Annotated in this window: 19 protein-coding genes and 2 tRNA genes; 13 read left to right on the forward strand and 8 right to left on the reverse strand. The window is 59.0% G+C overall.

The features are described from left to right. Positions 1-12: 12 nt before the first annotated feature. From NE637_RS12560 to dapA, 7 genes are all read left to right on the forward strand, one after another. Positions 13-882 carry a hemolysin family protein gene (locus NE637_RS12560; protein ID WP_192113267.1) on the forward strand — a complete coding sequence of 290 codons (870 nt, stop codon included), beginning with the start codon at positions 13-15 and terminating at the stop codon, positions 880-882. After that, a complete protein-coding gene (gene lnt, locus NE637_RS12565; RefSeq protein WP_227119026.1) occupies positions 879-2,489 on the forward strand; it encodes an apolipoprotein N-acyltransferase in 1,611 nt (536 codons plus the stop codon). The genes NE637_RS12560 and lnt overlap by 4 nt, the downstream gene beginning before the upstream one ends. Before the next feature lie 110 nt (positions 2,490-2,599). Further along, positions 2,600-3,713 (forward strand): peptide chain release factor 2 gene (gene prfB / locus NE637_RS12570; RefSeq protein WP_192113265.1). Its coding sequence is split into 2 segments (ribosomal slippage): positions 2,600-2,674 and positions 2,676-3,713, totalling 1,113 coding nucleotides; the frame shifts between segments, so codons are not numbered across the junction. Next, entirely contained in the window at positions 3,697-4,494 is a 798-nt protein-coding gene (locus tag NE637_RS12575; RefSeq protein WP_256267748.1) for a nucleotidyl cyclase domain-containing protein, read from the forward strand. The genes prfB and NE637_RS12575 overlap by 17 nt, the downstream gene beginning before the upstream one ends. After that, positions 4,494-5,306 carry a MinD/ParA family protein gene (locus NE637_RS12580; protein ID WP_022659462.1) on the forward strand — a complete coding sequence of 271 codons (813 nt, stop codon included), beginning with the start codon at positions 4,494-4,496 and terminating at the stop codon, positions 5,304-5,306. The genes NE637_RS12575 and NE637_RS12580 overlap by 1 nt, the downstream gene beginning before the upstream one ends. Before the next feature lie 114 nt (positions 5,307-5,420). Next, positions 5,421-5,696 carry an HU family DNA-binding protein gene (locus NE637_RS12585; protein WP_022659461.1) on the forward strand — a complete coding sequence of 92 codons (276 nt, stop codon included), beginning with the start codon at positions 5,421-5,423 and terminating at the stop codon, positions 5,694-5,696. A gap of 116 nt (positions 5,697-5,812) precedes the next feature. Continuing rightward, positions 5,813-6,691 carry a 4-hydroxy-tetrahydrodipicolinate synthase gene (gene dapA, locus NE637_RS12590; RefSeq protein ID WP_022659460.1) on the forward strand — a complete coding sequence of 293 codons (879 nt, stop codon included), beginning with the start codon at positions 5,813-5,815 and terminating at the stop codon, positions 6,689-6,691. An 83-nt stretch (positions 6,692-6,774) separates the two neighbouring features. Here dapA and phoU read toward each other — a convergent pair whose 3' ends face one another. From phoU to NE637_RS12610, 4 genes are all read right to left on the reverse strand, one after another. Further along, positions 6,775-7,590 (reverse strand): phosphate signaling complex protein PhoU, encoded by an 816-nt coding sequence (gene phoU / locus NE637_RS12595; protein WP_227119030.1) that lies wholly within the window; start codon positions 7,588-7,590, stop codon positions 6,775-6,777. 107 nt (positions 7,591-7,697) lie between these two features. Next, the gene (pstB, locus tag NE637_RS12600; RefSeq protein WP_022659457.1) at positions 7,698-8,453 is read right to left on the reverse strand and encodes a phosphate ABC transporter ATP-binding protein PstB; all 756 of its coding nucleotides are present in this window, start codon (positions 8,451-8,453) and stop codon (positions 7,698-7,700) included. Beyond that, positions 8,450-10,339, reverse strand: a complete 1,890-nt coding sequence (locus NE637_RS12605; RefSeq protein ID WP_192113262.1) for a sensor histidine kinase — start codon at positions 10,337-10,339, stop codon at positions 8,450-8,452. The genes pstB and NE637_RS12605 overlap by 4 nt, the downstream gene beginning before the upstream one ends. A gap of 145 nt (positions 10,340-10,484) precedes the next feature. Then, on the reverse strand, positions 10,485-11,162 hold the full coding sequence (locus tag NE637_RS12610; RefSeq protein WP_022659455.1) for a response regulator: 678 nt from the start codon (positions 11,160-11,162) through the stop codon (positions 10,485-10,487). 246 nt (positions 11,163-11,408) lie between these two features. Between NE637_RS12610 and NE637_RS12615 the strand changes: the two genes are divergently transcribed. The 3 genes from NE637_RS12615 to pstA all read left to right on the forward strand — a co-directional run bounded on the left by NE637_RS12615 (position 11,409) and on the right by pstA (position 14,251). Further along, positions 11,409-12,227 carry a PstS family phosphate ABC transporter substrate-binding protein gene (locus NE637_RS12615; protein ID WP_192113261.1) on the forward strand — a complete coding sequence of 273 codons (819 nt, stop codon included), beginning with the start codon at positions 11,409-11,411 and terminating at the stop codon, positions 12,225-12,227. 83 nt (positions 12,228-12,310) lie between these two features. Further along, the gene (pstC, locus tag NE637_RS12620) at positions 12,311-13,201 is read left to right on the forward strand and encodes a phosphate ABC transporter permease subunit PstC (protein ID WP_192113260.1); all 891 of its coding nucleotides are present in this window, start codon (positions 12,311-12,313) and stop codon (positions 13,199-13,201) included. A 231-nt stretch (positions 13,202-13,432) separates the two neighbouring features. Next, a complete protein-coding gene (gene pstA / locus NE637_RS12625; RefSeq protein WP_192113399.1) occupies positions 13,433-14,251 on the forward strand; it encodes a phosphate ABC transporter permease PstA in 819 nt (272 codons plus the stop codon). 386 nt (positions 14,252-14,637) lie between these two features. Here the strand turns inward: pstA and NE637_RS12630 are convergent, their stop codons facing one another. The 4 genes from NE637_RS12630 to rsfS all read right to left on the reverse strand — a co-directional run bounded on the left by NE637_RS12630 (position 14,638) and on the right by rsfS (position 18,833). Beyond that, positions 14,638-16,197 carry an outer membrane homotrimeric porin gene (locus NE637_RS12630; protein WP_215647935.1) on the reverse strand — a complete coding sequence of 520 codons (1,560 nt, stop codon included), beginning with the start codon at positions 16,195-16,197 and terminating at the stop codon, positions 14,638-14,640. A gap of 434 nt (positions 16,198-16,631) precedes the next feature. Beyond that, on the reverse strand, positions 16,632-16,874 hold the full coding sequence (locus tag NE637_RS12635) for a hypothetical protein (RefSeq protein WP_022659449.1): 243 nt from the start codon (positions 16,872-16,874) through the stop codon (positions 16,632-16,634). Beyond that, positions 16,867-18,423 carry a 2,3-bisphosphoglycerate-independent phosphoglycerate mutase gene (gene gpmI / locus NE637_RS12640; protein ID WP_227119032.1) on the reverse strand — a complete coding sequence of 519 codons (1,557 nt, stop codon included), beginning with the start codon at positions 18,421-18,423 and terminating at the stop codon, positions 16,867-16,869. The genes NE637_RS12635 and gpmI overlap by 8 nt, the downstream gene beginning before the upstream one ends. Next, the gene (gene rsfS, locus NE637_RS12645; protein WP_192113258.1) at positions 18,420-18,833 is read right to left on the reverse strand and encodes a ribosome silencing factor; all 414 of its coding nucleotides are present in this window, start codon (positions 18,831-18,833) and stop codon (positions 18,420-18,422) included. Before rsfS ends, gpmI begins: the two co-directional genes overlap by 4 nt. Before the next feature lie 191 nt (positions 18,834-19,024). Between rsfS and NE637_RS12650 the strand changes: the two genes are divergently transcribed. The 3 genes from NE637_RS12650 to NE637_RS12660 all read left to right on the forward strand — a co-directional run bounded on the left by NE637_RS12650 (position 19,025) and on the right by NE637_RS12660 (position 20,731). Next, positions 19,025-20,326 (forward strand): phenylacetate--CoA ligase family protein, encoded by a 1,302-nt coding sequence (locus tag NE637_RS12650; protein WP_192113257.1) that lies wholly within the window; start codon positions 19,025-19,027, stop codon positions 20,324-20,326. Positions 20,327-20,571: 245 nt separating this feature from the next. Beyond that, positions 20,572-20,646, forward strand: a tRNA-Gly gene (locus tag NE637_RS12655). 11 nt (positions 20,647-20,657) lie between these two features. Then, positions 20,658-20,731, forward strand: a tRNA-Cys gene (locus NE637_RS12660). The last annotated feature ends 91 nt before the right edge of the window (positions 20,732-20,822 follow it).

Raw genomic sequence — 20,822 nt, forward strand, 5'->3', positions numbered from 1 at the left:
TAGGAGGTTATTTTGGACGGCGGCACGGAAGGTCACAGTACCATCTGGTCGCGCCTGAGCAGACTGTTCGGGCACGACGATCAGGAATCTCTCGAAAAAGCCATTCTGGAAGCACGAGCCGACGGCGAGGTGGAACCCTACGAGGAATCCATGCTCCTTGGCATCCTGCGCTTCAACGATCTTCAGGTGCAGGACACCATGATCCCCCGCACCGATATAGACTGCGTTCCCGATGACATGCCGCTTCAGGAAGTGGCGCGCATCATTGTGCGTTCCGGTCATTCGCGCATTCCCGTTTACAAGGACACCCGCGACAATATCGTGGGCATTCTCCACGCCAAGGATGTTCTCAGCAGCCTGCTGGATCAGGGGGAACACGCCCCCGCAGTTTCGCGGGTCATGCGCGAGCCTTTCTTTGTGCCAGAGACCAAGTCCATCCGCACCCTGCTGCAGGAATTTCGCGCCCGCAAACAGCACATTGCCATTGCGCTTGACGAATACGGCGGCACATCCGGCCTTATCACCATCGAAGACGTGCTGGAAGAAATCGTGGGCGATATTGAAGACGAACACGATGCGCCGCGTCAGGAAGATATCCGCCCCCTCGGCGAAAATGTTTATGAACTCACTGGTCGCGCCCTGCTGGAAGACCTTGAAGATCTGGGCGTTGATCTGGATTCGGACGAGGTGGACACCATCGGCGGCTACCTGAGCATGGAGGCGGGGCACGTCCCCGGCCCTGGCGAGCGCTTTACCCTGCGAGGCTGGGCCTTTACCGTGCTTGAAGCTGACAGGAAGCTCATTATCCGCCTGCGCATGGAACCTGCTGACCACGCCGCGCCCGCTCCGGCCACGGAAGAGGAAGAAGCGGCAAAAGCATGAAGCTGTTCCGTCCTGAAGCGCCAGGGGCCACGCAGCGCGGCTGGGTTTTGTGCCTTGCTGCCGCACTAGGCCTGTGGCTGGGCTTTCCCAACGATCTTATCAGTTTCCCTCCACTGGTGCTCCTGTGGCCTGTGGCGCTGGCATTGCTTGGCCGGGAGGCCGCGAGCCGCGCCATTGCCTTGCGCATGGGCTGGATTGGCACCATTGCTGGCGGCGTGGCCGCGCTCTACTGGCTTACCCTGCCCGTGCACAACGTGGGCGGCCTGCCCTGGCTGCTGGCCGTTCCCTGCGCGCTGTTCATCGTAACCTGCATTGGCAGTGCCGGCGGCCTGTTTGCCCTCGCGGCCCACATGTTCCGCCACAGGCCCGCCTGGGTGCAGGCCGTGCTGCTTGGCCTGCTGTGGTATCTGCTTGAGGCGGTCTATGCCCTTGCCCTGGGCTTTCCCTGGCTTGACATGGCCGGGGCTTTGTCCCCCTGGCCCATACTGGTGCAGGCTGCGGACATGGTGGGCGGTTACGCCCTTACAGGCCTGTGGAGCATGGCGGCCCTGCTGTGCTGCCTTGCCTTTGTCTGCGGGCCGCGGCGCTTCTGCCCCGACCGCGCAAGCCTGATCCCCGGCCTTGTGCTCACGATTTCCCTTCTGTGCTACGGGGGCTGGCGGCTTTACGCCAACCCGATGGTCACCGAACCCAGCGGGCAGGACAGCGTGGATGTGCTCTACGTGGAAGGCAACGTTGACCAGAACCAGAAGTGGGTTCCAGCCTTTCAGCGGCAGACTGTGGATCTGTATCTGGGCCTGACGTATCAGGGCCTTGCGCAAAAACCCGATGCCCGCCCCCTCATTGTGTGGCCGGAAACAGCCATGCCTTTCTTTTTTGAGGTCAACGCCCTGCATGCCCCGCGCATTCGCGAGCTGGCGGCCCACAGCGGCAGCCCGCTGCTGTTTGGCGCGCCGGGCCTCGAGCGCCACCCCGGCAAAAAAGATCCCGATGTTTTCAACCGGGCCTTTTTGCTGAACCCCAAGGGCGATACTGTCGGATATTACGACAAGGAACACCTGGTTCCCTTTGGCGAATATCTGCCGGAATGGCTCAACTGGGGATTTCTGGAGGCATTGCTGCAAGGGGTTGGCGTGTACCAGACTGGCACGGCTGTCGCCCCGCTGCGGCAGGACAATCTTGCTCTGGGAATGCTCATCTGCTATGAGGGAATATTCCCGTGGCTTGCCCAGAACCGCGTGGCGGATGGGGCAAACATTCTTGTAGATATCAGCAATGACGGCTGGTTTGGCAACACTCCGGCGGCACGGCAGCATCTCTACCTCACTGCCCTGCGGGCCGTGGAGCAGAACCGCTGGATATTACGCGGCACCAACACGGGCATTTCTGTTGTGGTGGATCCGCGCGCCCGGCTGACCATGCAGGGAGGCCAGTTCAAGGCTCAGGCCGTCTGGGGCAAGGCAGCGCTTGTAACTGCTCCAAGCCTGTTCCACAGTATCTCGCCCTGGCTTATGCCCGGAGCTGCCATGGTATTTCTGACCCTACTGCTGCTCGGCCCCGGCGGCAGGTTTGCAAAAGACCGCGACAAAGCCGCCAGCTGTTCCTGATTTTTTTCGGCCTTGACGCAGTCAGCGCCGCGCGCACGCGGAGGTCTGATCCTCCCGGTTGCGCGGTTTTACGCCTCAGGGCATTCACCTTAACCCCCATAGTATCCACAATGTTGCAACTCAGTGATCTGCGCGCCGCATGCCAGCCCCTTTCCCAACGTTTCGCCACCCTCTGGGGGCGTCTTTGACGTTGCCGCCAGCCAGAAGCGCCTGCAGGACATCGAACACGAAATTTCCCGCCCCGGCGCATGGGACAATCCTGAAGCGCTGACCCCTGTTTTGCAGGAAAAGCGGCGTCTTGAAGAAGAAATCGAGCGTCTCAGCCGCCTCAAGACCTGCCATGACGACATGAACGAATGGCTGGCCCTGGCCTCTGAAAGCGAAGACCCCGAAGCTCTGGAATCCCTTGACCAGCAGAACCGCGACCTTGCCGCACTGCTGGACGAAACCGAGCTTGTCATGCTGCTTTCCGGCGAGGAAGACAATCAGGACGCCATCCTTGAAATCCACCCCGGCGCTGGCGGCACAGAGTCGCAGGACTGGGCCGAAATGCTGCTGCGCATGTATACCCGCTGGGCCGCGCGCCACAAGTACACAGTGGAAGAGCTGGACTACCTGCCGGGCGACGAGGCGGGCGTTAAAAGCGTTACCCTGCGCATTGCCGGACCGCATGCCTTTGGCTTTCTCAAGAGCGAGCGCGGCATCCATCGCCTTATCCGCATTTCGCCTTTCGATTCATCGGGCCGCCGCCACACCTCCTTTGCATCTGTGGACGTAATCCCCGACGTGGGCAACGATATCGAGCTGGACATCAAGGAATCCGACATCCGCGTGGATATTTTCCGCTCCAGCGGCCCCGGCGGGCAAAGCGTCAACACCACAAGTTCGGCCGTGCGCGTGACCCACATCCCCACGGGTGTTTCCGCCCAGTGCCAGAACGAAAAATCGCAGCACCACAACAAGGATACGGCCATGCGCGTTTTGCGCGCCCGCCTGTACAACATTGAACTGCAAAAACGCGATGCGGAACGACAGGCGGAATACGCCGGCAAGGACGCCATCGCTTTTGGCAGCCAGATCCGCACGTACACCTTGCAGCCCTACAGGCTGGTCAAGGATCACCGCACCGGCTCCGAAGCCGGAGATGTGGAAGGCGTTTTGAACGGTCAGATCGACCAGTTCCAACACGATTACCTGCTGCACCGACATGAGCAACAACGCTGATTTTGACGCACTTGCCAACGAGCTGCTTGCCTTGCGGCAGGCAGACGGCGCAGCTTCGCGCAGCAGCGGCGAATCTGTGCTGGTGGCCCGGCTGTTGCCGGGTTTCAACGTCAGCAGGTGGCAGGAATTTTTGCGCCGCTACCCCACCGGGCGCTGGTGCGCACTGCCTGCCAACCCCGGCCTTTTGCCGGAACTTGGCGGCGGCCCCAGCAATGCCCCTGGGCACCTTGCCCACCTGCTCATGGCCGAAATGTTTACGGTGCAGATAAACCGCGAACTGTTGCGCCTTTCCCGTACCGGGGGGGATCTGGCGGTGATTGAGGCTGTTATTTTGGACAAGACGCATCTGGACGAGGCCTCGGTACTGGCGCTGGAAACGCTGCTTGTGGACTGCCTGCGGCAGTGCCGCGAGGAATGCGATACCCTGGGCTGTACCGACCTTGGGCGCTTTGCCCTGCTCCTGCCCGGCGTCAGCGTGCTGCGCGCACGCCTGATGGCCGAACAGATACAAAAAATCTTTGCTGTCCGGGCAGCGGAAATTCCCATTGCCAGCAAGGGCAGGCATGCGGCAAAGGCCAATTGCGCCCTGGGCATAGCCTGCGCCGATCAGGGGGGCAGACCAACCCCCGAGGCCCTGTTGGGCAAGGCCGCACAGGCCACGGACGAGGCTCTGGCCCAAAAGCACGGCCACATTTGCATAGCGGGTGGCGCTGCCCTGGACGCCAGAACCACCCTTGTGCATTCCAGCGAAAAACGATTTCTCTTCTTTGAGGGAAACTGATGGCGAATACGACATTGAGCGTTGCCCTGCTGAGCGGCAAAGGCGGGGTGGGCAAAACAAACATGTCGCTCAATATAGCCTGCGCCCTGCACCAGCAGGGTTTTAAAACCCTGTTGATGGACTGCGATCTGGGTCTTGCGAATCTTGACGTGCTGCTGGGCATTACGCCGGAAGGCAACCTCCAGACGGCCCTTTTGGGCGAAGCCGATGTATCGGACGTGCTCTGCCAGATTGATGGCGAGGACTTTGCCGTGCTGCCCGCAGCATCTGGCGTGCCGGAACTGACCGAGCTGCAGCCCGACGCGCGCGACCTGCTGCTCTCCCGGCTGGAACCTGTGCTGCACAAATATGATTTTGTCTTCATGGATATAGGCGCGGGTATTTCCGGCACGGTGCAGACCTTTGCCGCCATGGCCTCGGTGCGCATCGTTGTCATCACGCCCGAACCCACATCCCTGACGGACAGCTACGCCCTCATCAAGGTGCTTAACAGCCGCTACGGCCTGCGCGACTTCATGGTGCTGGTCAATCAGGCAACCTCCCAGGCCGAGGCAAAATCTTCATTCGACAAACTTTCCGGCGCGTGCAAACATTTTCTGCACATAGAGCCTGTTTTGCTGGGGCATGTGCGCTCCGACAAAAAATTGCCAGAAGCAGTCTGCCTGCAAAAGCCGCTGATGATGCACTCTCCGGGCAGCCCCGCTGCGCTGGATTTGCAGAATATGGCCTCGCGCTTGCAGCGCATCCGGCTGGGAATGCTTGACTGGCTTGGCTCGCGCAACATTTTGCAACCTGTTCCGGTTCAGGACTAGATTTTTTGTCAAACAGTTTACCTTGTCTGGAAAAAGGTATAGGGTTGAATTACTAATAAATGCCCGACGTTGTCGCCCTGTTGGGCAAACTTGTAACGCGGTCACGGAGGCATGATGAACAAGAGCGAGCTTATCAAGGCACTGGCCGACGAAACCAACATCCCTCTGGACGACGCGTCATTGGTGGTCAACACCTTCTTTGACGCAATGAAAAAATCTCTGCTTTCCGGAGAGCGTATTGAAATACGCGGCTTCGGCAGCTTCAAAATCAAGGAGTACGAAGGCTACGCCGGCCGCAATCCTAAAACCGGCGAAAGCGTCGTTGTTGAATCGAAACGCCTGCCCTTTTTCCGAGCGGGCAAGGAATTGAAAGAATTTATCAATCAGTAAGGCTGTAACGCGCTGCCGAACCTGAGGCCCGTGCGGGGCCGCCTGCCTGCGAGGGCCAAACCTTCGCGCGGGCTTTTGTTCGCTTTTTGCAGCGCGCTGACACACAGGAGTCTGTAATGCAATTTTCAGGTGCATTGACCGCGCTTGTAACCCCGTTCAGAAACAACGCTCTGGACGAAGAAGCATACCGCGCATTTATTGAACACCAGATCAGCGAAGGCATTCACGGTCTGGTTCCCTGCGGCACCACTGGCGAATCCGCCACCCTGACCCATGAGGAACACGAAAGGGTCATCGAAATATGCATAGATCAGGTCAAGGGCCGTGTTCCGGTTCTTGCGGGCGCTGGTTCCAACAATACTATGGAAGCCATCCGCCTGACCAAGTTTGCGCAAAAGGCCGGGGCCGACGGCGCGCTGCTCATCACCCCCTATTACAACAAGCCCACCCAGGAAGGCCTGTACCAGCACTTCAAGGCCATTGCCCAGGCTGTGGACATGCCCCTGGTGCCCTACAACGTGCCGGGGCGCACGGGTTGCAATCTGCTGCCCGCCACTCTGGCCCGCATGGCGCGCGACTTCCCCAACATTGTGGGCGTCAAGGAAGCCACCGGCGACCTGGTTCAGGGCAGCCGCGTGCTTGAAAGCTGCCCCGAGAACTTCAGCGTTCTCTCCGGCGACGACTTTACCGCTCTGCCCCTCATGGCGCTTGGCGGCAAGGGTGTCATCTCCGTTACCTCCAATCTTGTGCCCGGCCGCGTGGCAGCCATGTGCAATGCCTTCAACAAGGGCGACCTCAAGGAAGCAGCGCGTATCCACCATGCGCTCTTTCCCCTGCACGATGCCCTGTTCTTTGAGAGCAATCCTATTCCGGCCAAGACAGCGCTTGCGCTCATGGGCCGCATGGAAGCGGAAATCCGCCTGCCCCTCTGCCCCATGGCCGAAGGCACCAAGCAAAAGCTCATTGAAGTGCTGCGCCAGCAGAACCTCATCTAGCCTTGCTGCAGCAGATATGACAAAGCCCCCGAACCTCTCAGGTTCGGGGGCTTTTGCGTTCAGCCTGCAACAAAAATCTGATATCAGGCGCGGTCTTCTGGGCCAGCTGTATCATCAGCCGCATCGTCCGCGTCTTCATGCATGGCGGAAACCGATGATGTGCCGGACGCGGAGTCAGCCATACCGGCTGACTGGACATCGCCAGTAGCGCGCGCGACTTCCCCGCGTTCATCACCCTTGTGCTTCACGCTTTCACCCTGGCTGATAAAATAGACCTGCTCCGCAATGTTGATGGAGCGCCGCCACACGCGCGTGAGCGAGCGGGTCACAAGTATGATGTGCATGGCCTGATAGGGATCCAGGCTGGAATCAGGGTCAGAAAGGCTTTCCATAATCTGCTGGATGATGCGCACTTCGCTTTGCACGGCCTCTTCATCGCCGCGCAGCATATGCAGGGCGTCTTGCGCATTGTTCTCGCGGAACACGCGCACGGCGCGGTCAAAAGCATCGCTGGCCTTGTAGTACATTTCGCGCACATGGGGAATCACCCCAAAGCCCGGCTTGTCCTGCATCAAAATAGCCTGCTCGGCCATGCTCACGGCCTCGTCGCCAATGCGCTCAAGGTCAACCACCATACGCAGGGCACTGACCACAAAACGCAGATCTCCGGCAACGGGCTGTGTGCGGGCAAGCAGTTGCAGGGCCATCTCGTCAATTTCATTTTCCAGAGCGTCAATGGCTGCATCGTTTTCAATGACGGATGCTGCGCGGCCCGGATCACCTGCCGCCATGGCCTTGCCGGCGTCTTCCAGGGCAATGCCCACGCTGGCGCACATGACCAGCAGCCTGGTGCGCAGTGATACGAGCAGTTGTTGCAAATAATTGGCCTGTTGCTGCATGATCGTTCTCCCGGAACAATTACGCTTGAATGTGAACTGCCCTGCGCTCTCTGCGGCGCGCTGGCAGCGCTTGAACATGACGTCCTGACGGCTGCGAGAGCAGGCGGTTAGCCAAAACGGCCTGTAATATAATCTTCCGTCTGCTTTTTGGCCGGTCTGGTGAACATGACATCCGTTGCGTTGTGTTCAATAAGCCTGCCCATGTAAAAAAATGCCGTGTAGTCAGAAACGCGGGCAGCCTGTTGCATGTTGTGCGTAACAATGATGATGGAAAGCGATTCGCGCAGTTCGCGGATGCTTTCTTCAATCTTTTGCGTGGCAATGGGATCAAGGGCGCTGGCGGGTTCGTCCATGAGCAGCACCTCCGGCTCCACAGCCAGGGCACGGGCAATGCACAAGCGCTGCTGCTGCCCGCCGGAAAGCCCAAGCGCCGGGCTTTGCAGGCGGTCTTTGACTTCTTCAAAAATGGCGGCCCTGCGCAGGGAAAGCTCCACTTTTTCGGCAATCAGGCTTTCGTCCCGCAAGCCATTGACGCGCAAGCCGTAGGCCACGTTTTCGTAAATGGTTTTGGGGAAGGGATTAGGCTTTTGAAACACCATGCCCACACGGCAGCGCAACGAAACCACATCCGTATCGGGACGGTTCACGTCCTGACCATCCAGAAGGATTTCGCCTTCAACGCGCGCGCCGGGAACAAGGTCGTTCATGCGGTTAAGACAACGCAGAAAGGTTGATTTGCCACAGCCCGAGGGGCCAATCAGGGCCGTGACCCTGCGCGGCTCAAAATTCAGGCTTACTTCGTGCAGGGCCTTGTTTTGCCCGTAGTATACACTGACGTTGCGTGCCAGCAGATGCTCGTTCATGAAAGTGCCGCTCCGTAAACGGAAGATAGGGTGAAAACAAGAGCCGTGCTGCCGTCTTGCGCCGGGCTTTCCGCCCGGATGCGGCCACCGTGCCGTTCAACAATGTGCTTGCAGATGGCCAGCCCAAGACCGGTAGTTGCCTGGCCCCTGTGCCGCTCCACCTGATAAAAGCGTTCAAAAATGCGCTCCAGATCGGCCTTGGGAATACCGGGGCCGTCGTCCACCACGCGGAAAACCACATCCGGGCCGCTCACGCGCGCGCTGATGCGAACATCGCCGCCTTCCGGCGCGTAACGGCCCGCGTTTTCAATAAGGTTTCTGAAAACCTGCGCCAGATGCGGCTGGCTTGCCATCACGCGGCAATCTTCGGGGATATCCACAACTACCGAACACTTACGGCGCTCAAGCATTTCGCGGCACATGCCCGCGGCCTGCGATACTGCATCACGGGGATCCGTGGGGCTGAGTTCCAGGCTGCCTGTCTTGCCCTCCAGCCGGGCAAGGGTGAGCAGATCGTCCACCATGCGGCTCAGGCAAACCCCGTGCTTCAGAATTATTTCGCCAAAGCGGCGGCATTCGGGCGAGGCATCCAGGCTGATGAGGGTTTCGGCATAGCCCTGAATGGCCGTCAGCGGGGTACGCAGCTCATGCGACACATTGGCCACAAAATCGCGGCGCACGCGCTCCAGGCGCATAAGCTCTGTAATATCGTGGAATACCGCCACCGCGCCCACGCCTGTCTGGCCCAGATGCTCAAGGCCGCAGGGGCGGGAAATGCATACCGACATGACCTGACCGGACGAAAGCTCCAGTTGCAGATACCACTGCTCGCGATTGAGCGTTGGCTCTTCGCCAGCGGCAGCACCTTCATGCTCCGCAGAGGGAGCACCACTGTTTTGTGCGGCGTCTGCATGGCCAGCCCCAGAGCTGGGCACAGAACCTGACACAGAACCTGGCACTGGGCAGGCGGCCATGGCCGCATCCACAGCGGCCTGCAACTGCGGGGATGGAATAACCTCCACCACCTGCGCGCCCAAGGCCGATGCCGCAGCAGGAAATTCACGAGCCAATGCCCGGTTACAGCGGCGGATGCGCCCATGCGGGCCCAGCACCAGCACGCCATCGCTCATGGTTTCCAGTATGCTTTCAAGCTGTGCTGTCTGCTCCGCAGCCGTGCGGACATGATCTTCAATATTTTCGGCCATGCGGTTTACGGCTTCAGCTAGCGGGGCAAACTCCCTGCCGGGAATGCGCCGCAAACGCCGCTGAAAATTCCCCAAGGAGATGGCTTCCACCACAGAGACCATCTGTGAAAGCGAATTGCGCAACGCGCCGGAGAGCAGACCCGCAAGAATCAGCGAGAGCACCAGCGTCACAATGCCGATTCTGGTAAATACGGCCACGCGGCTTTCGATTTCCTGTTGCAGGTTGTTCAGCGGCAAGGCAATGCGCAGTAGCCGCGCATCATTTACGCGCACCGCGGCATACGCCATATCTGTACCCAGAGTTCCGCTCGAACGCACGGAATACCCCTGCCCGCCCTGCATGGCAGCCCGTACCTCCGGCCTGTCTGCATGGTTGTCGAGCTTGGAAACCGGCTGCGCGCCCGGCGCGGTGTCGGCCAGCACGTTGCCGCTGTTGTCAAGGAGCGAGAGCCGTTCCTGAGGCATTTGCAATATGGCCGCGAGTTCGCGCAGGCCTTCAGGATTCGCCCCTGTCTTGTCAAGAATAGCGGCAGACAGCGTTGTTTCGCGCAACAGTCTTTCGCGCGCCGCGTCAACCTGACTCTGCTCAAAGGAAGCTCTGCCGTAATAAACGGCGATTCCCGAAGCAATGAGCGCTGCGGCAAGCACGCTGCAAAAAATTCGTGTTCTGAAAGAAAGCATGGTTTTTCTCGCTCGTAACATGCTGTCGTGGGCAATTACATTTTGAAGATGTGCAGCCTCAAAACGATCAAACTATAACGCAGTCTACCATCAGCCAGACGCCCCGCCACCGTAGGCGCACCGCCCGGCTCCCGCCTCTGCGCCCTTATTCCTTGATGCGGTAGCCAACGCCGCGCACAGTCTCCAGCATGGGAGCCGCCTCGCCCAGCTTGGCGCGCAGCCTGCGCACATGGGTATCCACGGTTCGGGCATAGCCTTCAAAGGAATAGCCCCACACGTTGTTGAGGAGCTGCTCCCGGGTGCGGACTGATCCGGCATGCCGCAGCAGGTCTTCAAGCAGTCGGAATTCTGTAGCCGTGAGGTTCAGCAATTCGCCTTCCACTTCGGCGGAATGCGCCTCGGTGCGCAGGCGTATGCCATGCCGCTCAAGCACAGGGCTTTCAACCTTGCGCCCGCCGCGTCGTAGCACTGCCTTGACCCGCAGCATCAGCTCACGGACGCTGAAGGGTTTGACCACATAATCATCGGCACCAAGACTCAGCCCCACCACCCGGTCCACTTCTTCACCACGTGCGGTGAGCATGAGCACCGGGATGTGGGAGGTTTCAGCCTGCGCGCCAAGACGGCGGCACACTTCAAATCCATCCACACCCGGCAGCATCACATCAAGAAGCACCAGGTCGGGGGTATGCTGCCGGGCAAGGGCCAGGCCCTGTGTGCCATCGGCGGCTTCATGCACTGTGAACCCCTCGCGCTCAAGATTGAAACGCAAAAGTTCACGAATGTCGGCTTCGTCTTCAACTATCAGTATTTGCTGGCTCATATGTTTCACCTCTATGACGCAAACAGAGTACAGCGGCTTTGTGCGCCAAACTGATGGAGGGCATGTTACAATTGCGTGACGAAAAACAATTTAAACAATCTGCAACATTTCAGCATGTTAGTTGCGCATATTGCAGCTTCACGCAGTCTTCTGCGTTTCGTCATATTTTTGTAACAGAGGCGGGCAAAAAGAGAAACGTACCGGGAAACGCCCCGGCACCAACACCAGAAACCAAGGAGAAAATCCATGTCTATCGGAAAACTGCTCGCCACTGCCCTCACGGTTCTGAGCCTCAGCGCTCCTGCCATGGCTGCCCAACAGGTCGTCATCAACGGTTCCACCACGGTTCTTCCTGTGGTTCAGAAAGCTGGCGAAGCTTTCATGGCCTCCCACCCCGATGTGGAACTGAGCATTTCCGGCGGCGGTTCCGGCAACGGCATCAAGGCCCTCATTGAAAAGCAGTGCGACATCGCCATGAGCTCGCGCGACATCAAGGAAAAGGAAGTTGAAGCCGCCAAGAAAAACGGCGTGACCCCCAACCGCGTTGTTGTTGCTATTGACGCCATCGTGCCTGTGGTCAACCCCGCCAACCCGGTTGCCGCCCTCACCACTGCCCAACTGCGCGACATCTATGCCGGCAAGATCACCAACTGGAAGGAAATTGGCGGCCAGGACGGCAAGATCGTTGTCATCTCCCGCGATACGTCCTCCGGTACCTTTGAATGCTGGCAGGAACTTATCATGAAGGAAGAGCGCGTTAACCCCGCTGCTCTCATGCAGGCTTCCAACGGCGCCGTGGTGCAGGCCGTTTCCAAGAACAAGAACGCTCTGGGCTATGTTGGCCTTGGCTATCTCGACAAGTCCACCAAGGGCCTCAAGGTCAATGATGTGACCGCCACCGCCCAGACCGCCCTTTCCAAGCAGTGGCCCATCGCCCGCGAACTTTTTGTCTTCACCAACGGCACGCCTGCTGGCGGCGCCAAGGCCTTTGTGGATTACCTGCTGGATCCCGGCAAGGGCCAGAAGAACGTGCTTGAAGTGGGTTATGTGCCCCTGGGCAAGTAGGTAGACGGCTACCCGCGTTACACCCACAGCATCGGCGGAGCGGGAAGGCATGAGCCTCCCGCACCCGCCGGGGAGAAAGCGCAATGCGCTCCAGAGACATCAAGGAAAAAGCGGTGCGCGTCACCCTTACCACCATGGCAGGCAGTTCGCTGCTGGCTCTGGCTGGTATTGTCATTTTTCTCTTCATGGAAGGTCTGCCGCTTTTCAGCGAATACCCCTTCCTCAATTTTCTGTTTGGGCACCTCTGGTATCCCACTGAGGAACCGGGATTGTTCGGCATATTTCCCCTGCTGGTTGCCTCTCTGGCGGTGACGGTACTTTCATCTCTGCTGGCGGTACCCATGGGGGTACTGACAGCGGTTTACCTGACGGAAATCGCCCACCCCAACGTGCGCCGCATCATCAAGCCCTTTGTGGAGCTGCTGGCGGCATTGCCCTCGGTTGTGCTGGGCTTTCTGGGCATGGTGGTGCTTGCGCCTTTCTTGCAGGATTTTCTGGACGCGGCCACAGGGCTGAATCTGCTCAATGCCTCGCTGGTGCTGGCGCTCATGAGCGTGCCGACCATCTGCTCCGTGTCTGAAGATGCCCTGTTCGGCGTGCCGCGCGACCTGCGCGAGGCCTCGCTGGCACTGGGCGCGACACGCTGGCAGACAACAGTGCGAGTGGTTATTCCTGCCGCTCTTTCGGGCATAGGCACGGCTGTGATGCTTGGCATGTCGCGCGCCATAGGTGAAACCATGGTGGTGCTGATGGTTGCTGGCGGAGCGGGCATCATCCCCACCTCGTTGCTCGATCCGGTGCGGCCCATGCCTGCCAGTATTGCCGCCGAGATGGCGGAGGCCGCCTTCCGCAGCGAACACTACCATGCGCTTTTTGCCATTGGCATTGTGCTCTTTTTCCTGACGCTGGCCTTCAATCTGGCCGCCGGATACATAGCCGAGAAACACCGTCAGGTGGGAACCTCCAGCCTGTAAACGCACAGTGTTGCAAGGTTGCGCAGTATGACGCCAGTTCAGAACGAGGAAAAATCCATGTCAGCCACCAGCCGCCTTACCCCTGTTCCTTCCGCCGGGCCGAGCATCAAGCTAACGCCGCGCCCTCTGGAAGCAGACCTCAAACACCACGATGCAGAAGAACCGCCGCGCGAAGAAGGCGTGCGTCTGCAATTTGCCAGCGGCAAGGGCCGCGGGCAGTACCAGACCTTCATGTTCTGGCTGTTGCGCGCGATTGCCGCCTGCAACGTGCTGGCACTGCTGGCCGTATGCGCCTTTTTGCTGCAAAACGGTTTACCTGCCTTAAGCTGGTCGTTCCTGACCGAGCCCCCCCGCCAGATGATGACCCAGGGCGGCATCTTCCCCTGCATCATTGGCACGGCGATTCTTTCACTGGGTTCGCTGCTGCTGGCTTTTCCTCTGGGCGTGGCCTCCGCCGTGTACCTCAATGAATACGCCAAACGCAACGCCTTTGCCCGCTTTGTGCGGCTGGGGGTCAACAACCTCGCGGGTGTGCCTTCTGTTGTTTTTGGCCTGTTCGGGCTTTCGTTTTTTGTTACCTTCTGCGGATTTGGCGTTAGTATTGTTTCTGGCGTGCTTACCCTTGCGGTTCTGACCTTGCCGGTTATTATCGGTACAGCCGAGGAAGCGTTGCGTAACGTGCCGGACACATACCGCGAGGCCTCGCTTGCTCTGGGCGCAACCAAATCGCAGACGATTGCCCGCGTTATTTTGCCAAGTGCACTGCCCGGCATGCTCACTGGGGCCATTCTTGGTGTGGCGCGCGCCGCGGGCGAAACCGCCGCCATCATGTTTACGGCCTCAGTATTCTATATGCCCAAGGGGCCGGATTCCATATTCAGCCCGGTCATGGCGCTTCCCTACCATATGTATGTTCTTGCCACGGCAGGCACGGAAATCGACAAGACCCGCCCCCTGCAATACGGCACCGGCCTCGTGCTGCTCTTGCTGGTACTGGGCATGAACCTGCTTGCCATCATCCTGCGAGACAGGTTGCAGAAGCGTCACTAATCTCACACCCTCCCTCCTCCAAACTCCAATACCCTCTCCTTCCCTCCTCTCTGTCAGAGCCCGCGCAAGCGGGCTCTGGTCGTATTGATCCTGCCACGAGGGCTAAAGCAAGGGGCAAGCTGCTGCATGGCTGCCCATCCGGCGGGCTTGGATTCGTTCTATCCGCTGTAAAGACAAGCTGCGAGGGTGTCAGCCTTACGAAAAGGCACGCGGTCTTGCACTTCTGCCTGCTGCGATCCACAGCCGAACTGCTGCCGACAGCTTTACGCGGGGCAGACAGCCAGAGCCATCGCTCAAAGAACAGCGTTGGTGCAGACGTAAAAAGGGAGGCCCGAAGGCCTCCCTTTGAATGCGTATCAAGCCGTCCGCAGACGGTTGCGCTTGGATTAGAAGCTGTACGCGAAGACCACTTTGGCCTGGTACATGTCCTGCTTGCTGAACGAGCTGGGGGTCTGAGCCTTCTTCCAGGTGCTGTTGTCCATGCAGTTGACCATGTAGTCCAGTTCCAGGTTCATTTCCAGGTTCTGGTAGATCTTGTAGGAGTTCACGAGGTTGAATTCCAGAAGGCCGTCGTTGGTGGTCAGGTAAGGCACGGTGTTGGCGCCAAGGCCATCGGACCAGGAGTAGGCGGTCTTCATGTACTTCACCATGCTGGTGCTGTTGGTGCCGCCCCAGTAGGCCAGACGGAAGGTGTGCTTCAGGTCTTCCAGGAAGCTCATGTCCTTCAACTGGGCGCCGATGCCCCAGGTACCGGCGTAGTCAACGCCGTAGTCCTGACGCAGCCAGCCCATGTTGCCGTCGCCCATGTAGGAGGTGAAGTTGCCGGTGGGCACCAGGGAAGGCATGCGTTCGGAACCGTTCTTCACGCTGCTGTCGTCGCCGGAAGCGTACCAGCCGAACAGACCGGGGGTGGCCCAATCCATCTTGTATTCAACAAGGGCCTTGGCCAGCCAGCCCTGACGCTGAGAGCTGCCGCGCACCCATTCGTTGCTCTGGCCCTTCTGCACATCATAACGGCCCATGCCTTCAACATAGCCGTAGTTGATGTCCAGTTCGATGTTCAACGGATCAAACATGGTCACAGCCAGGGGCAGACCAGCCCAGAACATGGAACCGTAAGACTTGCTGGTGCCGCCGAGGCGCACAAAGTCCGAACCGGTGATGGACGAACCCATGGGGGCGGGCAGCAGGGTCATGGGCGGGTTGCCGTCATTGTTGTTGGCAACCTGATTGTACTCATTTTTGCCGGCGTCATAGTTGGTCAGGGTGTTCTTGCCCAGCATGCCGTACATGACCCAGGGGGTCAGGTTCACGCCGTCAAAGGTCAGGGGAGCGGTCACGCCAAACAGATCCATGTTGTCAAGATAGTTCACATGGTTGGTGCCGTGGTAACGGGCATCATCGCCATTGAAGTTATCATTGAAAGGACGAGCCCAGAAAGCGGTCATGCTGACGTTTTCGTTGAACTTGTAAGAACCGACAACAGCGGCCACGTCGGTATCAAGAATAGCGGAGCCACCGGCAACGGTGTTGGGCAGGGCAAGACCCTGGATACCCATGCGCACCTTGGCATCGGTCTGGGGGATGGCCCAGTCGATGTAGGCGTTCTTCACTTTAACCTGGTTGTTGCCGTCAGCGCCGAGGGAGCCGCCAGTGGCGCTCTGGCCCCAGGTCTGGGTGCCAATTTCAAAATACACGGTGCCGGACAGGGCTTCAGAAGCCACGGCGTCCAACTGCAAGCGCACGCGCTGCTGGGCAACAAAGCCGTCGCCGGTGTCGCCCTTGCTCTTTGTGTTGTTTTCACGGGTCGTGTTGGTCAGGCTGTTGTTGCCAGCGCTGAAGCCCATGAGCCACTGGCCCTTGGCCTTGAAATCAATGGCGCTGGCACCGGTGGCCGCGCCGAACACCAGGCCGGCGGCCAGGATAAGCGTACAGATGCGTTTCATAAATCCCTTCCTCTCTAGTTTTTCCCACAGGGTTGACACAGGCCTGCTCCAACACAGGCTGAGAAAACATACCTAGAATCATGGATGAAGGCAACCGTTTTCGTCAAAAAATTTTTACCAGACTGTCACAATGGCAGAAATATGACGCTAAAATGCCATGCAGGCAATGCCAAGACCTTCATTCTACCGATCTAAAACCACGGGCGTTGCTATACAGGAAGCCATTCACCCTGCATTCTTGGCCAAAGCTCTCTGGACGGGCTTGCCGCAAGTACGCGTTCAAATTTTTTGCAGGGCAAAAAGCCTCATCATCTTAAAGGAGGCAGGTTCACACGCAAAAGCCCACCCCTGTTCATCGCCAGCATCGCTACGGCATCATGAACAGGGGCGGGCCACGGGCTCACCCAAAAATCAGAAATTACCTGTAATTCAACTTACAGAAAATCAGGATCAGCGGCAGCCTTGCCCTCTGCCAGCATGATGCGCACATAGTGCAGGCTGTGCTCGTCAACCGGGATAATGGGAAAGGACTGCGAACAGCCAGGGCAACGCACCATGCGAGGCTCCGTTGGGCTGGCTTGCGGCACGTGCTTGCCGCAGTTGGGGCACTGATAAAAAAACAGGATTTCCATCCCGTCAGGCGCAACAGGCTGGACGGGTCGCTTGCGCTCAGCCACGGCTGGCCTCCCCTTCATTTTGTGGCGCGGCCAGATTGCGGCCGGTCATCAGTTCAGAAGGCGGCATCCCCCAAAGACCAAGAATGGTGGTGGCCACATCGGCCAGCCTGCCGTCTGCCAGAGTGCGCACCTTTCCATCCGGCTCCAGCAGAATGCAGGGAACAGGATTGGTGGTGTGGGCCGTGTGGGGCTGCCCTTCGGGCGTGAGCATTTTTTCGCAGTTGCCGTGGTCGGCAATGACAATCATACGGCCCTTGCGGGCCTCCACTGCGGCGACCATGCGCCCCAGGCAGGCGTCAACCACTTCGCAGGCGTTGACCGCAGCCTGAAGAATGCCCGTATGGCCCACCATGTCGCCATTGGCGAGATTGCAGACCACAAGATCGTACACGCCGGAATTCCAGGCTTCCACAAACTTGTCCGTCACTTCAACGGCGCTCATGGAGGGCTTTTGATCGTAGGTTTTCACCTCGCGGGGGGACGGCACAAGAATGCGATCCTCACCAGCAAAAGGCTCTTCAAGCCCGCCATTGAAAAAATAGGTGACGTGCGCGTATTTTTCCGTCTCCGCCAGGCGCAGCTGCTTCAGCCCTTGCCGGGAAACCACCTCGCCAAGCCCCATGCTCACGGCCTCCTTGGGAAAGGCCACGGGTATATTGAAGCTTGATTCATAGGCGGTCATGGAAGCAACCCCGGCCAGAGCCGGAACGCGGCCACGGTCAAAACCGTCAAACCCCGGCTGAATAAAAGCCTGGGTAAACTGGCGCATGCGGTCTGCGCGGAAGTTGAACAGGAACAGACCGTCGCCATCGGCCATACCGGCATCATCGCCCACAGCAAAACACAGGGGTTTGATGAACTCGTCCGTGATGCCAGCCGCGTAAGAGGCTTCAATGGCCGCTACGGGCGCAAGTGTGGTTGCAGGGATGCCGTGAACGATCACTTCCCATGCTTCCGCAAGGCGCTCCCAGTGCTTGTCGCGATCCATGGCAAAAAAACGGCCCACCATGCTGGCGACGCGCGTCTTGGGTTGCCCTTCAATGCTCTTTTGCAGTGCGCGCATGAAATCCACGCCGCTGTGCGGGTCGCGGTCGCGCCCATCCATGAGGCAGTGGATGCGCACAGGCACCCCTGCCTTATGGGCCATGCCGCACAGGGCTTCAAGATGATGGATGTGACTGTGCACACCGCCATCAGAAAGCAGCCCCGCCAGATGCAGCTTGCCGCCGCTCTTGCGAATTGATTCAAGCAGCCCGTTGAGTACCGGATTGGCGGCAAAGCTGCCGTCTTCCAGCGCCACGTCGATGCGGGTCATGTCCTGATACACCACGCGGCCTGCGCCGATATTCAGATGCCCCACCTCGGAATTGCCCATGTAGCCGCGCGGCAGCCCCACATCGCGCCCGGAGGCCGCCAGTTGGGAATGCGGGCAGCGCGCGACGAGCGCATCCATATTGGGTGTGGCTGCAATATAGGGCGCGTTGCCGGGCCCCGGCTCGGCAATCCCCCAGCCATCAAGAATCAGCAAGAGCGTGGGCGTCATGATTATTCCCCGCTTCGGGCTTCGGCCAGTGATGCAGCCTTGCCCCACAGGGCTTCAAGGCCGTAAAGCTCGCGCACCGGCTCCAGAAAGACGTTGACGACAATGTCGTTCATGTCCACCAGAATCCACTGGCCGGCGGTGTAGCCTTCCATACGCAGATATTCAAAATTGCGCTGGCGGCAAAGTTCGCCCACGCCATCGGCGAGGCTCTGTGCGTGGCGCACCGAACCAGCGCTGGCAATGACCAGAGCCTCGGCAAAGCCGCCCTGCCCGGCCATATCTATGCTGACCACGCGCGCGGCCTTGTGCTCTTCAAGCCAGGTGACCACGTCCGCCAGCTTTTCTTCCAGTGGGACATCCGAATAACGCTTGGGGGCAGTGCCCCCTGCAGGTGAAGAAGGAGTGTTGTTTTCCATACCCCTGCACATAACGTAAAGACGGGGCAAGAGCAATGGCGCTGCAAGCCGCCAGCGCGCTGAAACGGGCGCAAAATCGCGCCAATCCGTATTGACCGCGCCAGCGCATTGCGGCATACCCAAACGAAGCTTTTCAGGGATCAGCGTCGCGCTTTTGCGCCGCCAAACGCCAGCCGCAGAAGGAGAGGGCCGTGCTTTTCAACATCAAACAGGAAACTCTGCCACGCGAAGAAATGGAGGCGCTGCAACTGCGCCGCCTGCGTGATTTGTGCAACCGCGTCTACGCCAACGTGCCCTTTTATCGCAAACGCTTTGACGAGGTAGGCATCACCCCTGCCGACATCAAGTCGCTGGCGGATCTCAAGCTGCTGCCCTTTACGGAAAAGCAGGATCTGCGCAACCACTATCCTTATGGCCTTTTTGCGGTTCCCAAGGATCACATCGTACGCCTGCACGCCTCCAGCGGCACCACGGGCAAATCTGTTGTGGTGGGCTATACCCAGCGCGACCTTGAAACCTGGGCGGAACTGATGGCCCGCAGCCTGGCAGCCGCAGGCGTGGTGCGCTCGGACGTAGTACATGTGGCCTATGGTTACGGCCTCTTTACTGGCGGGCTTGGCGCGCACTATGGCGCAGAACGCCTTGGCGCCACTGTTGTTCCCGCTTCTGGCGGCGCGACCCGGCGTCAGGCCGGTTTGCTGCGCGATTTTGGCGCAACAGTGCTCTGCGCCACGCCGTCCTATGGCCTGCATCTGTGGGAAGCATCCATGGAAGTGGGCGTTAATTTTCGCGATCTGCCCCTGCGCGTGGGCGTTTTCGGCGCCGAGCCGTGGTCTGAAGCCATGCGCCGCGACATTGAAGACAAAATGGACATCAGCGCCATGAACATTTACGGCCTGTCCGAAATCATGGGCCCCGGCGTTGCCATGGAATGCGAAGAAGCCAAGTGCGGCATGCATTTGTGGGAAGACCACATCCTGCCCGAAATCATTGACCCCGTTACGGGCGACCAGCTCCCCCCCGGCGAAGTGGGCGAACTGGTGCTGACCACGCTGACCAAGGAAGGCATCCCCATGTTGCGCTACCGCACGCGCGACCTCACCAGCCTTGATTACACCCCCTGCCGGTGCGGCCGCACCCACGTGCGTATTTCGCGCCTCCAGGGCCGCAGCGACGACATGCTCATCATCCGCGGCGTCAACGTGTTCCCGCAGCAGATTGAGGGCATCCTGATGGAAAGCGAAGGGCTTTCCCCCAACTATCAGATCATCGTGGACCGCGTGCACAACCTTGATACGCTTGAAGTGCGCGTTGAAATGAACGAGAATCTCTTTGCCGATGAAATCCGCAAGCTGCAAATGCTGGAAGGCCGCCTGCAAAAGACCATCAAGGAATACCTGGGCGTCTCCGCCAAGGTACGCCTGATGGAACCCCGCTCCATTGAGCGCTCCGAGGGCAAGGCCAAGCGTATTGTGGATAACCGCAAGGATTAGGCTACCGGCCAAGAGAAATATACGGCCTGCGTGCGCGCCTAAACGCGGCACGTGAGGCATGAGTAGGGGCCATCGGCACTGCCGATGGCCCTGATTGCAAAGAAGGGGCACAGTCTCGGCGGATGACAGTTGGATATTTTATTCGTCATTTCAAACAATTAACAAATTTGTCAAAAAAGCGGCGAAAAAAAGTCCAGCAATGCTTGACACCTCAGCCTAGTCCGCGTAGAACGTTTTCTCGCTGAGCGGGAGTAACTCAGTGGTAGAGTGCAACCTTGCCAAGGTTGAAGTCGCGGGTTCAAATCCCGTCTCCCGCTCCATTTTTTTTGCTGGCGGCATAGCCAAGTGGTAAGGCAGAGGTCTGCAAAACCTCCATCTCCAGTTCAAATCTGGATGCCGCCTCCAACAGCATCCTTTACGCTTCGCCGTTTCGCATACCATGCGGGAGTAACTCAGTGGTAGAGTGCAACCTTGCCAAGGTTGAAGTCGCGGGTTC

Source organism: Desulfovibrio desulfuricans (assembly GCF_024460775.1).
GTDB lineage: Bacteria > Desulfobacterota > Desulfovibrionia > Desulfovibrionales > Desulfovibrionaceae > Desulfovibrio > Desulfovibrio desulfuricans_E.

Coding starts and splice junctions, on each gene's coding strand:
- lnt (WP_227119026.1), top strand. CDS start 879: ATGAAGCTGTTCCGTCCTGAAGCGCCAGGGGCCACGCAGCGCGGCTGG.
- NE637_RS12575 (WP_256267748.1), top strand. CDS start 3,697: ATGAGCAACAACGCTGATTTTGACGCACTTGCCAACGAGCTGCTTGCC.
- NE637_RS12580 (WP_022659462.1), top strand. CDS start 4,494: ATGGCGAATACGACATTGAGCGTTGCCCTGCTGAGCGGCAAAGGCGGG.
- NE637_RS12585 (WP_022659461.1), top strand. CDS start 5,421: ATGAACAAGAGCGAGCTTATCAAGGCACTGGCCGACGAAACCAACATC.
- dapA (WP_022659460.1), top strand. CDS start 5,813: ATGCAATTTTCAGGTGCATTGACCGCGCTTGTAACCCCGTTCAGAAAC.
- phoU (WP_227119030.1), bottom strand. CDS start 7,590: ATGCAGCAACAGGCCAATTATTTGCAACAACTGCTCGTATCACTGCGC.
- pstB (WP_022659457.1), bottom strand. CDS start 8,453: ATGAACGAGCATCTGCTGGCACGCAACGTCAGTGTATACTACGGGCAA.
- NE637_RS12605 (WP_192113262.1), bottom strand. CDS start 10,339: ATGCTTTCTTTCAGAACACGAATTTTTTGCAGCGTGCTTGCCGCAGCG.
- NE637_RS12610 (WP_022659455.1), bottom strand. CDS start 11,162: ATGAGCCAGCAAATACTGATAGTTGAAGACGAAGCCGACATTCGTGAA.
- NE637_RS12615 (WP_192113261.1), top strand. CDS start 11,409: ATGTCTATCGGAAAACTGCTCGCCACTGCCCTCACGGTTCTGAGCCTC.
- pstC (WP_192113260.1), top strand. CDS start 12,311: ATGCGCTCCAGAGACATCAAGGAAAAAGCGGTGCGCGTCACCCTTACC.
- pstA (WP_192113399.1), top strand. CDS start 13,433: ATGTTCTGGCTGTTGCGCGCGATTGCCGCCTGCAACGTGCTGGCACTG.
- NE637_RS12630 (WP_215647935.1), bottom strand. CDS start 16,197: ATGAAACGCATCTGTACGCTTATCCTGGCCGCCGGCCTGGTGTTCGGC.
- rsfS (WP_192113258.1), bottom strand. CDS start 18,833: ATGGAAAACAACACTCCTTCTTCACCTGCAGGGGGCACTGCCCCCAAG.